The organism is Hymenobacter segetis (genome assembly GCF_054776495.1).
In genome coordinates this window covers 1,374,805-1,387,023 of the sequence record NZ_BAAHBV010000001.1, presented here as the reverse complement: position 1 = coordinate 1,387,023, position 12,219 = coordinate 1,374,805, and the positions used below count along the sequence as shown (strand labels likewise).

The 12,219-nt window shown below is 62.8% G+C and carries 8 protein-coding genes; 5 read left to right on the top strand and 3 right to left on the bottom strand.

Annotation, left to right across the window (positions count from 1 at the left end; genetic code table 11):
* Positions 1-23 precede the first annotated feature (23 nt).
* Entirely contained in the window at positions 24-2,294 is a 2,271-nt protein-coding gene (locus ACYU70_RS05935) for a GEVED domain-containing protein (RefSeq protein WP_342297298.1), read from the bottom strand.
* A gap of 275 nt (positions 2,295-2,569) precedes the next feature.
* Here ACYU70_RS05935 and ACYU70_RS05930 point away from each other — a divergent pair, with 275 nt between their 5' ends.
* Complete coding sequence (locus tag ACYU70_RS05930) at positions 2,570-3,379, top strand: SDR family oxidoreductase (protein ID WP_342297297.1); 810 nt, start codon at positions 2,570-2,572, stop codon at positions 3,377-3,379.
* A 133-nt stretch (positions 3,380-3,512) separates the two neighbouring features.
* Here the strand turns inward: ACYU70_RS05930 and ACYU70_RS05925 are convergent, their stop codons facing one another.
* Positions 3,513-5,171 carry a S8 family peptidase gene (locus tag ACYU70_RS05925; RefSeq protein WP_342297295.1) on the bottom strand — a complete coding sequence of 553 codons (1,659 nt, stop codon included), beginning with the start codon at positions 5,169-5,171 and terminating at the stop codon, positions 3,513-3,515.
* A 112-nt stretch (positions 5,172-5,283) separates the two neighbouring features.
* Positions 5,284-5,676 (bottom strand): hypothetical protein, encoded by a 393-nt coding sequence (locus ACYU70_RS05920; RefSeq protein WP_342297293.1) that lies wholly within the window; start codon positions 5,674-5,676, stop codon positions 5,284-5,286.
* Between the two features lie 378 nt (positions 5,677-6,054).
* On the opposite strand from ACYU70_RS05920, the gene ACYU70_RS05915 reads away from it, so the two are divergent.
* From ACYU70_RS05915 to ACYU70_RS05900, 4 genes are all read left to right on the top strand, one after another.
* On the top strand, positions 6,055-8,706 hold the full coding sequence (locus ACYU70_RS05915) for a PIG-L family deacetylase (protein WP_342297292.1): 2,652 nt from the start codon (positions 6,055-6,057) through the stop codon (positions 8,704-8,706).
* 214 nt (positions 8,707-8,920) lie between these two features.
* A complete protein-coding gene (locus ACYU70_RS05910) occupies positions 8,921-10,297 on the top strand; it encodes an aspartate kinase (protein ID WP_342297290.1) in 1,377 nt (458 codons plus the stop codon).
* Between the two features lie 93 nt (positions 10,298-10,390).
* Positions 10,391-11,032: a phosphatase PAP2 family protein gene (locus ACYU70_RS05905; protein WP_342297289.1), complete on the top strand. Its 642-nt coding sequence runs from the start codon at positions 10,391-10,393 to the stop codon at positions 11,030-11,032.
* Positions 11,033-11,195: 163 nt separating this feature from the next.
* The gene (locus ACYU70_RS05900; protein ID WP_342297287.1) at positions 11,196-12,089 is read left to right on the top strand and encodes a glycerophosphodiester phosphodiesterase; all 894 of its coding nucleotides are present in this window, start codon (positions 11,196-11,198) and stop codon (positions 12,087-12,089) included.
* Positions 12,090-12,219 lie beyond the last annotated feature (130 nt).

The following is a 12,219-nucleotide window of genomic DNA, read 5'->3' as shown; positions in this document are numbered from 1 at the left end:
CATCGCCCGAAGAAATGGTTTTGCTATTCGCGCACCAGGCGGCGCAGGGCGGTCTGGCCCTGCGCGTCGCGCAGGCGCAGCACGTACACGCCGGCCGGCAGGGCGCTCAGGTCCAGCTGGGCATCGGCGGCCGGGCCCAGGCGCAGGGCCGTGCGCAGCACCGTAGCGCCCAGCAGGTTCTGCACCTCGGTGGTGTAGAGGCCGGCGGCGCTGGCATCGGGCAGGCGCAGGCTCACCCGCCCATCCAGGGTAGGGTTGGGGAAGAGGCTGAGCGTGGGCAGGGCCTGGGCCTCGCGGGTGGCCAGGGGCAGGATGCGCAGCTGGTAGTCTTCCACCTCGGCGTTGAGGACGTTGGTGGCGCAGGCGCTGGGCGTGCCGCCGGTGGCATTGGCAACCACTATCACCCGCATGCGGGGATTGCTGCCGGCCGTGCCGGCGGGCACCGTGAAGGGAGCCGTGAACGAGTTGGCCGTGGCCGTGCCGTTCACCACCAACTCGGAGGCGTCAAACGTGCCGTTCATGTTCCAGTCTACCCAGGCCGAGGTGCGGTGGTTGGCGGCCAGGTTCGTGGCCACGGTCAGGCTGAGCGAGTTGCCCACGTTGGCCGACAGCGACAGGCTGGTGTAGTTGGCGTAGCCGCCCGTGGCCACGCTGGTGCTGTTGGTGAAGGCCGGCGTGGCATTGGCAATGCTCACGGTGCTGATGTAGAAAGGGCTGGGCTGCTGCTGCCCCGTGGGGCCGGTGCCGCCCGTGCCATTCGAAGCGCAGAAGATGAGGCAGGGCACCTGGATGGTCACCGCGTTCAGGCGCGTCACGCTGGCCGTGCCGTTGGTATTGGTGGCCGTGAGCGTGACGTTGTAGGTGCCCGAGGCGGTGTAGGTGTGCGTGGGGTTTTGCAGGGTGCTGGTGGTGCCGTCGCCAAACGCCCACAGCCACGAAGTGGGCAGGTTGGTGGTGAGGTCGGTGAACACGATGGGGTTCACGCAGCCGCCGGCCACGTAGTTGGTGCTGAAGTTGATGGTGGGCGGCAGCGTGTTGGGCCGGGCAATGACGGTATAGTCTTCCACCTGGCCGCTCACCGGGCTCACGCAGGGGCCGGCCGTGTTGCCAATGGCATCGGCAATGATGCGCAGGCGCAGGGGCTGGTTGAGCGTGGTGCCGGTGGGCAGGGTGAGGGTGGTGGTGGCCCCGGGGGTAGGCGTGTTCAGGCCCGTATAAAGCAGTTCGGAAGCGGCAAACACGCCGTTGTTATTCAAATCCAGGTATACCCGGATGTCGTGCGCGTTCACGCCGCCCGTGTTGATAATCATCTGGTTGCTCACGCCCGCAATTAGTTCGGTGCGCTGCGGGCAGGTGAAATCCTGGTAGCCGGCGCTGCCGTCGGCCGAGGTGTTATCAATGGTGCCCAGCCGGAAGCGAGTGATGCCGTAGTTGGCGAAGTAGTTGGTCGTCTGGGGCGAGCAGCTGGCGGCCAGCGGCACCGTGGTGTTATAGATGATGCTGGTAGCGGCGCTGGTGTTGTTGCCGGCCGCGTTGGTGGCGCGCAGCGTCACGGCGTAGGTACCGGCCGTGGCGTAGGTATGCGAGGGGTTTTGCAGGGTGCTGGTGCCACCGTCGCCAAAGGTCCAGAGCCAGGACGTGGGCAGGTTCTGGCTGGCATCGGTGAACTGCACGGTGCCGGAGCAGGTGGTGGTGCCGTTGGTGGTGAAAGCCGCCACCGGCGCGCTCACGTTCGACGAGAGCCGCACGCTGTAGTCTTCCACCTGCGAGTATTGGGGCGTGGAGCACGGCGCGGGCACGGTGGTGGCCAGCGCGTAGTCCGACGATACCCGCATGCGCAGGTTGGTGCTGAGCACGGCCGAGGCCGGCGGCGTGAACGTGCCCGTGTGCAGGATGCTGTTGGGCGCATCAAACACCAGCTCGTTGTTGCCGGTGAAGGCCCCGTCGTTGTTGTAGTCAATCCAGACCTTCACGCTCTCGTTCACGTTCGGGCCGGTGCGCACGCTGATGGCGTAGGGCTGGCCCACGGTCAGGGCCGCGTTGTAGGTGCAGCTATAGTCGCGGTAGCCGTCGATGTAGTTGCCGGTGGTGTTGTTGATGAGGTTGTTCCCAATATTAACGTTGAGAATGCCCATGCCGTAGAGGTTGGCCTGCCCGTTGGTGGCGGTGCCCGGCGTGCACGTGGCCGCAATGGGGCAGCTCTGGGCGACGGCCTCTGAGCTTAAGCCCAGTCCCAGCAAAACAGCAATAAAACCCGGCGTGAACCGGAACCAGGAACGTAGGTGTGGATGCATACGGTACTTTGAAAGAAAGCAATTGAATTCAACGGATAAATGTAAGCAGAAAGCGGGGATGGCCCCGTTGCAATCGTCCATTATCCACTCTGAGTCGGCCACCCCGCACGCGGGTTCGCCAAACGCCCGCCGCCGCGCGGCCAGCAAGTAGCTGACCAGAACCCGCAACGGAGGTTTAATCAGGCGGCGCAAAAATCGCACCAGCCAGCCGTAAGTTTGCCGGTAGTATTCGCCCATCTTTCTCCCCGGCCCGGCTGGGGCACTATTTTTAGTTTATGCCAACTCCCACTGTTCTCATCACCGGCGGCACGTCGGGCATTGGCCGGGCTTGTGCGCTGGCCTTCGGCCGGGCCGGCTACCAGGTGGCCATCACCGGGCGCGACGAACTTAAACTGACCGATACCGCCGCCGCCCTGGCCGCCGCCGGCGTGGCCCACCTCACCATCCGGGCCGATGTGGGCGACGAAGCCGCTGCCGAGCGCGCCGTGGCCGAAACCGTGGCCCGCTTCGGCGGCCTCGACGTGCTGCTCAACAACGCCGGCATCAGCATGCGCGCCCGCTTTCAGGATGCCGACCTTGAAGTCATCAAGCGGTTGATGCAGACCAACTTCTTCGGTACCGTGTTCACCACCAAGTTTGCGCTGCCGCATCTGTTGAAAAGCAAGGGCAGCATCGTGGGCATCAGCAGCATTGCTGGCTATCGGGGGCTGCCGGGGCGCACGGGCTACTCGGCCTCCAAGTTTGCCATGAACGGCTTCCTCGAAGCCCTGCGCACGGAGCTGCTCGACCAGGGCGTGAACGTGCTCACGGCCGCGCCCGGCTTCACGGCCTCCAATATCCGCAACACGGCCCTAGCGGCCGATGGCTCCTCGCAGGGCGAGTCGCCGCGCGACGAAGGCGCCATGATGAGCAGCGAAGCCGTGGCCGACGAGATTCTGAAAGCCGTGCAGCAGCGCAAGCGCACGCTGGTGCTCACGGGCCAGGGCAAACTGGTGGTTTTCCTCAATAAGTGGCTGCCCGGGTTGAGCGATAAGCTCGTGCTGAACCACTTTCGGAAGGAAGAAAAAGGCGTGGACGTGGGGTGAGTTGAGAACCAAATAGCCACCTGTCATCCTGAGCGCAGCGAAGGACCTTACCACGGCAGAACAACGAGTTCAAAAGTGATAAGGTCCTTCGCTGCGCTCAGGATGACAGGTGGCTATTTGGTTCTCAACTCATTTACAGCGACGCTTTCTGCGCCAGCTTCACCGCCTCGTACATATCCACTACGCCGCCGGTCACGGACAGGGTCGAGAAATCGACCTGCTTATCGCTGCCGGGCGTCTGGACTTTGGTGTGGTGCACCTGGGCCGACTGCATGATGATGCGCTTCAAATCGGTAGCGGTGAGCTTGGGGAAGTACGATTTCAGCACCGCCGCTACGCCGGCCGTCACGGGCGAGGCCATGCTGGTGCCGCTTTCGTTGCCGTAGGTGCTGCCGGGCAAGGTGCTGTAGATGCCCACGCCGGGCGCGAATACGTCCACGCCCTTCTTGCTGTAGTTCGAGAAATCGGCGGTCAGGTTCACGTTGTCCTTCGGGCCGGACGCGCCTACGGTGAGCAGGTTCGGGATGGTGGTGTTGTTGATGTAGAATGAAGCCGGGTAGTTGTCGGCCACGTCGAGGTTGTGGTTTTCGTTGCCGGCGGCGTGTACCAGCAGCACGCCTTTCTGGGCGGCATACTTGTAGGCGGCTTCCACGGCGGGGCGTTGGGGCGAAAATTCCTTGCCGAAGCTCATGTTGATAATCTGCGCGCCGTTGTCCACGGCGTAGCGAATAGCATTGGCGATGTCCTTGTCGCGCTCGTCGCCGTCGGGCACGGCGCGCACCATCATGATGCGCACGGGGTCCGGGGCGAGGCCCTGGATGCCGAGGTTATTGGTCCGCACCGCCGCGATGATGCCCGAGACGTGGGTGCCGTGCATGGGGTCGGGGCCGTGGAGGTCGTTGTTGCCGTAGAAGCGCTGGCTCACATCCTCGGGGTTGTCCTTGATGATGTCGGCCCGGGGGTTGAAGTTCAGGTTCAGTGAATTATCCAGCATGCTGCGCTCCTGCTTCACGCCTTCGTTCAACTCTTTTAGCAACGCGTCGGCGTCGCCGGCCCCGGTCTGGCGCATCATGTCGAGCATGCCGGCCACGGCGCGTTTCAGGTTGGGGTCGTCGGGGTTGGCGTTTTTGAGGGCCGTGGTGTCGAGCTTCTCGGTGCCGAGGGCCTGCTTCATGTTGGTCACCATCTGGGTGAGGGGGCCGCTCATTTCCTCCACCTGCTTGCTGCGCTCGGTTTCCTCCTTGAGGCGACCCGAATAGGCTTTTTCGGCCTTCTGATACAGCACATAGGCGGCTTTATCGGCCGGCTTCACGGTCTTAGCCGTGATGCCTTTGAAGCGCTTGCGGCCGGCGGCCACGATGCGCGTCATCTCTAGGGTTTCGGCGTTCACGTTGCGGCCGTCGGGCGCACCGAGGAAATTCCAGCCGTGCACGTCGTCGATGTAGCCGTTCTTGTCGTCGTCGATGCCATTGCCGGGGATTTCGCCCCGGTTCACCCACAGCACGGGCTTGAGGTCGACGTGGGCCGTATCGATACCCGAATCAATCACGGCCACAATGACCGGGGTCGGAATCAGGTTTTTCAGAATCTCATTGTAGGCGCGGTTGGCCCCCACGCCGGGCACGTTGTCGAGCTGCGGGTCTTTGAGGTACCATTGGGCGGCGCTCATATCGCCGGCCGCCGGGGTGGCGGGGGCGGGGGAGAGGGCATTCACCGATTGGGCCTGGGCCAGAACCGGCAGGGCCAGCAAGGCCAGCGAAAGCGACCAGCGGCGGAAAGGATGAATCGTCATAAACAAAGGTTGGGGCCGCGATGGGCGGCCGGTGTAGGGGATAAACCGATTTTCACACAAATGAAGTTCAGCCGGGGCAAAGACGGGCCCGGGTGGCCCCGCGTTGCGTCGGCTAGGCGGCCGGCGGCCCCACTACCACCAGCAGCAGGGCATCTTCGGCGGCAGGGGTGAGGCGCCAGTAGCGGTAGAGGCCGCGCTCTTCCGGGGTAGCAAGGCCGAACTCGCCCAGCCGCACGGCCACGCGGGCAGCGGCCCGGATGGGCAGGCCCGCCGCTTCGGCCAGCTGCATGGTGTGCCGCTCAGGGTGCTGCATCAGGGCCAGCAGCATGAGGCTCTGGCGCAGGCGGCCCCGCTTGTTGCGCACCTGGTGGCGCTGCAACAGCCATTCCTCGATGCGGGCCTGCACGGCGGCGGGCTCCTGGCTCAGGGGCGGCGGTGGGGGCGGGTTATCGCGCTCAAACACGCGGCGGGCAAAGGCGGCAGGCAGGCTATCGGGCATCTTCATGGGGCTTGCAAACCAGCCAAATCCAACAGCTGGCTGATTTAAGGTAATAGGAGGCAAATTTATTTCATCTTCTATCCAAAATTTTGCATCTCATGTCCGAACCTTTGCGTCCTCTGTCCAAAAATTTGCATTCCCTGTCCGAACCTTTGCATCCCCTGGCTAAACCCACGATGGCGCGGGCCTGCGGCCCGTGCCGACTATTAGCGGGCCTCCAGGCCCGCCGGCATCCGCGCCGTATGGGCAGCCGTAGCGCAGCCATCCAGGCATCACCCAACGATTGCAGGCCGGAGGCCTGCGAATAATCGGCCCGGGCCGCAGGCCCGCGCGATCGGCGGGCATCGGCTGGTAACTTCACGGCCTCAATCTGGTTTCCTGCGCATGATTCGTTCCTTACGCCCGTTGCTCGCGGCGCTGCTGCTGCCCCTCACGGCCCTGGCCCAAACGCCGAAGTCCTACACTTCCTCCGAAATATTGCTGGGGCTGAAGAAGCTCAACGTCCTCGGCTCGGTGATGTACCTGGCCGCCCACCCCGACGACGAAAACACCCGCCTCATCGCCTATATGGCCAACGAGCGCCTGCTCGAAACCAGCTACCTGAGCTGCACCCGCGGCGACGGCGGCCAGAACCTCATCGGCCCCGAGCTGCGCGAAGGCCTCGGCGTGATTCGCACGCAGGAGCTGCTGGCGGCCCGGCGGCTCGACGGCGGCCGGCAGTTCTTTACCCGCGCCAACGACTTCGGCTTCTCCAAAACCTCCGACGAAACCTTTCGCATCTGGGACAAGGAGCAGGTGCTCGCCGACATGGTGTGGGTCATCCGCCAGCGCCGGCCCGATGTGCTCATCACCCGCTTCCCGCCCGATGCCCGCGCCGGCCACGGCCACCACCAGGCCAGCGCCATCCTCGCCGCCGAAGCCTTCGACGCCGCCGGCGACCCCAAGCGCTTCCCCGAACAGCTCCAGTACGTGCAAGCCTGGCAGCCCAAGCGCCTGCTCTGGAACACCGGCAGCTTCTTCGTGAAGCCCGGCGAAAACATGGACGGCTACCTCCGGCTCGACGCCGGCGGCTACAACCCCCTGCTGGGCCAGAGCTACGGCGAAATCGCGGCCCGCAGCCGCAGCAACCACCGCAGCCAGGGCTTCGGCTCGGCCGCCCAGCGGGGCGAGGCGCTGGAGTATTTCCAGCCCGTGAAAGGCTCCACAGCCTCCAAAGACCTGTTCGAAGGCGTGGACCAGACCTGGAATCGGGTGCCCGGCGGCGCGGCCGTGGGCAAGCTCATCGAGGAGGTCATTCGCAAGTATGACGCGAGCAACCCCAGCGCCAGCGTGGCGGGGCTGCTAAAATCGAATGAGTTGATAATGCAGCTTCTCTCAGCGAAGCAAGCTCCTTATAAGATACCATATGTTGGGGCAGGAAGGGAGCAGAGATTAATTCTAGTTGAGAAGTCGCGCGAGGTGCAAAAGCTGATTGCTGCTTGCCTCGGCCTTAGCCTAACCGCGACTGCTAGTGAACCTTCGGTGGTAGCAGGTCAAAAAATGACTGTTGCCATCGCAATACTGAACCGCTCGCCGAAAGAAATTACCCTCAAACGGGTAACTGGTTTTCTGACAATGTTTGATACTGTGATGCAGAAGCCACTTCTTACTGGGAAAGCAGTAAGCTTTAACGCAGCACTTACAATTGATAAAAAAGTGGGTACCTCCCAGCCATATTGGTTGAGGCTACCGAGCAGCGTGGGTATGTATCAGGTGCCAGATTCTATTCTTGTTGCAGAAATGACTAGCAAGATTACTGACTTTATGGGTTCTACAAATGGCGAGCCACTCAAACCAGGTAAAGGATTTACCAAGAATTTTATTAAACCGACTAGGCAAGAAGTAATAGGGATGCCGGAGAATGAGCCTAACGCTTCGGTTATCGCAAACATGGAAGTGGATGGCCAGCCATATTCACTTACTGTCCCCGTCCAATACAAGCACACCGACCCCGTGCTGGGCGAATTATACCAGCCGCTGGCCGTGGTGCCGCCCGTGCTGGTGAACCTGCCGCCCGCCCGTTCCTACGTCTTCGCCGATGCCCAGCCCAAGACCGTGCCCGTCACGCTGCGGGCCGGGCGCGCCGGGGTGAGCGGCAGCCTGGCCCTGGCCCTGCCCGCCGGCTGGAAGTGCGAGCCCGCCACCGTCCCCTTCGCCCTCGCCGCCAAAGACGAGGAGCTGACCGTGAACTTCCAGGTGCAGCCCCTGGCCGGCGCCGCGCCCGGCCGCGCCGAGCTGCGCGCCACCGCCACCGTGGCCGGCCAGGCCTACGCCCGCGGCATCCAGAAGATTGAGTACCCGCACATCCCCACGCAGTTCCTCTTCCCCGAAGCCGTGGCCCCGCTGGTGAAGCTCGACCTGAAGCGGCGCGGCCAAAACGTGGCCTACCTCATGGGCGCCGGCGACGAAGTGCCCGACGCCCTGCGCCAAATCGGCTACAACGTGACCCTGCTCGAACCCAAGGACCTCAGCGCCGCCCGCCTCAAAGAATTCGACGCCCTGGTCGTGGGCATCCGCGCCTACAACACGGTAGATGCCCTGAAAACCAAGCAGCCCGAAATCCTCAAATACATCGAGCAGGGCGGCAACGTAGTGGTGCAATACGTAGTGAACCGCGGCACCGTGATGCCCGAAATCGGTCCCTACCCAATGACGCTTTCCTCCGACCGCGTGACCGTGGAAGATGCCCCCGTGACCCTCACGAAGCACCAGCTACTGGCCGCCCCGAATAAGATTACGGCGGAAGATTTCAAAGGCTGGGTGCAGGAGCAAGGCCTCTACTACCCCTCGAAATGGGACCCGAAATACCAGACCGTCATTTCCAGCAGTGACCCTGGCGAAGCGCCGAAAGAGAGTGCGATTCTGGTCACGGACTATGGCAAGGGGCACTACATCTACACGGGCCTTTCGCTGTTTCGGGAGCTGCCGGCGGGCGTACCGGGGGCGTATCGGATTATTACGAACATGATTTCCTACGGGAAGGAAGTGGCGCAGTAGTGGGCTGTAGCGTGGACTCTGCGAGTCCGCGCGGACTCGCAGAGTCCACGCTACATTGTCCGTCATGCCGAGCGCAGCCGAGGCATCTTGCGTGTGGTAGTAACTCAATCGATTGGTTTACTTCGCCACGCGAGATGCCTCGGCTGCGCTCGGCATGACGTTCTTTTGTGTTCTGATTACCATTTTCAGGCTTACCGGCCTATTGTAAATACCCGTGCTAACAGTAGAAAAAATCGGCGGCACCTCGATGACCGCCTTCGCCGACGTCCTCGACAACATCATCTTCCACGGCCGCGAGGGCGCGAAGCTGTACAACCGCGTGTTCGTGGTATCAGCCTACGCCAACGTCACCAACTGGCTGCTCGAAAATAAGAAAACCGGCGCGCCCGGCGTGTATCACCACATCACCCAGGGCCAGGAGTTCAGCCAGCCGCTGCAGGACGTGGCCACCCAGCTCAAGGAGCTAAACAAGCAATACGAGCCGCTGGGGCTGGATTTGGCCGTGGCCGATGCGTTCATTCAGCAGCGCATCGACCAGGCCCAGACCTACCTCGAAAGCCTCGTGAACGTGCTGGCCTCCGGCTACGTGAATAGCGTGAACATCCTGCAGGCCGCCCGCGAAATCCTGGCCTCGATAGGGGAGGCCCACTCCGCCTTCAACTCCGTGAACATCCTGCAAAACCGGGGCGTGCACGCCACCCTGGTCGACCTCAGCGGATTCGACGACGCCCAGCCGCTGACCATTGACGAGCGCATCCGGCAGGCCTTTACCGACATTGATTTTCCGCGCACCATCTGCATTGCCACCGGCTACACCAAGGGCACCGAGGGCATCATGCGGGAGTTCGACCGGGGCTATTCGGAAGTCACCTTCAGTAAGATTGCCGTGGCCGTGCGGCCCCAGGAGGCCATTATTCACAAGGAATACCACCTCAGCTCGGCCGACCCCAACCTGGTGGGCGTGGACCAGTGCCACCCCATCGGCTTCACCAACTACGACGTGGCCGACCAGCTTGCCGACGTGGGCATGGAGGCCATCCACCCCAAAGCCTCGAAGCCGCTGGAGATAAACGCCATCGACCTGCGCATCAAAAACACCTTCGAGCCCGAGCACCCCGGCACGCTCATCACCCGCGACTACATCTCGCCCACCAAGCGCATCGAAGTCATCACCGGCACCGAAAAAGTCACCATTATCGACATCCACGACCCCCTGATGGTAGGTGCCGCCGGCTTCGATTTGAACCTGATGCAGGTATTCTTCGACCTCGGGGTGAGCTACATTTTCAAGGCCACCAGCGCCAACAGCATCTCGCTCCTAATCTGGGAAAAGGACCTCAAGCCCCAGCTCGTGGCCGCCCTCGAAGCCAAGTACGAGAACGTGACCGTGCAGCCAGCCGCCCTAGTCTGCCTCATCGGCTCCAACATCGACGAGCCCGGCCTGCTGGCCCGCGCCGCTGGTGCCCTAGCCGATGCGGGCATCAATATTCGCAGCGCGGGCTTCGCGCTGCGCAAGGTAAATATCCAGTTCATCGTAGGCCGCGAGGATTACAAAACGGCCATCATCGCCCTGAATCAGGCGCTGGGGTAGCCGTGTAGCGTGGACTCTGCGAGTCCGCGCCCAGGCGAACGACTTACTGACCAACGACACGCGGACTCGCAGAGTCCACGCTACTTTCGCTCTATGACGCTCCGCCAGTTCCTCGTTTTTACGGCCCTCACGCTGCCGGCCTGCGCCCTACTCATTCTGTTTTTCGACCAGCCGCTGGCCCGGTTCATCCACGGGCATTTTGGCGGAGCCGCGCCGTTCTTCGCCACCCTCACCGCCACCGCCGATAAGGTTCACGATGCACTGATGGTCCATTTGCTGGGTCTGCCCATCATTTTCCTGGCGTTGGGGCTGGCCTTCGCCATCGGCCGCTACGCCCTCAAAAAAAAGGCCGCTACCATCTTCCTCATCATACTGCTCACCCACGAATTCAGCATGGTGCTGGCCAATGTGCTGAAAGGCACGGTGCACCGCCTGCGGCCGGAGGTGCTGTTCGGCACAGGCTACGAGGGCACGGGCCTCTGGGCCACCGGCCCTCACAACGACTCATTTCCATCTACCCACACTGCCACTTATTTCAGCCTGTTCTGGCCGCTGGCGGTGGCGTTTCCGAAGTATAGGGGGCCGCTGCTGGTGCTGCCGGGGCTTATCGCGCTGGGCCGGCTGGTGCTGGGCATGCATTATCTGAGCGACGTGTGGTTTTCCATTTGGCTGGTGGTGGCGTTGACATTCCTGTTCGGGCTGCTGGATAAGCCGCAGAAGATGCAGACGGTGTAGAGACGCAATATTTTGCGTCTCGTCGTTGCTGATGTTGTTATGACTGCGCAACTGGCGTGGTTCCAACCGTTCAACGACGAGACGCAAAATATTGCGTCTCTACAACCCACCAGCCCCTTTGCCGTTCAGGCCCCAACCGGCGCATGCCGGCTTTCGCTTTTGCATGAGAAAATACCGCTTACTCCCCGCCGCTTCGCTGGCGCTTTTCTTGGTGTTGACGCTGGCGGCCTGCACCGCCACCAAGCCCGTGGCCAACCCCAAACTACTGGTGCTGGGCCACGCCGGTTCCGGCTTCTACACGCCCATCAGCCCGTTCAATTTCCGGCCACCGAGCAGCTGGCGCGGCGTCCGTCGCGCCCTGCTGCGCGGGGCCGATGGCGTGGAAATCGACCTGCAAATGAGCCGCGACAGCGTGGTGATGCTCTACCACGACCAGCACTTGCAGGACGGCAGCACCGGCACCGGCTGCGTGAGCCAGCGCACCGCCGCCGAGCTCACCCAGCTGCGCTACAAAGGCGGCTTCCCCTACGACCTCCTCCAAAAGGAGCACCCCATCACCTTCGACACGCTGCTGGCCCGCCTCAACCGTCGGCCCACGTTCCCCTTCATCCACCTCGATTTGCATGAGGACGACCAGTGCCTGCCCCCCGGCCGTCAGAACGAGCAGGTGCCGCAACTGGTGCGCCAGATTGCCCGTAGCCTGGCCCGCTACCACGTGCCGCCGGCCAAAGTCCTGTTCATTACCATGGACGGGGCCACCGTCCGGCTGGCCCGCGCCGCCATGCCGGGCGTGCGTGTCGGCCTCGAAATCGCCTCCGATGACTTTGCTGCCGGCCTGAAAACGGCCAAAACCGAGAATGTCCACACCGTGGTGCTCGATGCCGACCGTGTGACGCCTGAGCAAAGCGCCCAGGCCCACGCCGCCGGCTTCAAGGTGGTGGTATTCGGCGGCCGCTCGCCCAAGGACCTGCGCCGCGTGCTCAGAACCCAGCCCGATGAGATTGAGGTCGACAACGTGAAGCGGCTGCTCATTATGCAGGGCCGGGGCCAGAAGTAGGAGAGGAGCCAGGAATTATTGACGAAAAAGCCCGATTCTGCATTGAATCGGGCTTTTTGCTGTCTGTTGCTGCGGCTAATTTCGGTCAGTTCCTTCTGCTTTTGTGGGAGCTGCGCGGCTTTCAAGTGCG

Bases quoted from the DNA above. Each gene is read 5' to 3' on its own strand.
- ACYU70_RS05935 (WP_342297298.1), bottom strand. From the start codon at position 2,294: ATGCATCCACACCTACGTTCCTGGTTCCGGTTCACGCCGGGTTTTATT.
- ACYU70_RS05930 (WP_342297297.1), top strand. From the start codon at position 2,570: ATGCCAACTCCCACTGTTCTCATCACCGGCGGCACGTCGGGCATTGGC.
- ACYU70_RS05925 (WP_342297295.1), bottom strand. From the start codon at position 5,171: ATGACGATTCATCCTTTCCGCCGCTGGTCGCTTTCGCTGGCCTTGCTG.
- ACYU70_RS05920 (WP_342297293.1), bottom strand. From the start codon at position 5,676: ATGAAGATGCCCGATAGCCTGCCTGCCGCCTTTGCCCGCCGCGTGTTT.
- ACYU70_RS05915 (WP_342297292.1), top strand. From the start codon at position 6,055: ATGATTCGTTCCTTACGCCCGTTGCTCGCGGCGCTGCTGCTGCCCCTC.
- ACYU70_RS05905 (WP_342297289.1), top strand. From the start codon at position 10,391: ATGACGCTCCGCCAGTTCCTCGTTTTTACGGCCCTCACGCTGCCGGCC.
- ACYU70_RS05900 (WP_342297287.1), top strand. From the start codon at position 11,196: ATGAGAAAATACCGCTTACTCCCCGCCGCTTCGCTGGCGCTTTTCTTG.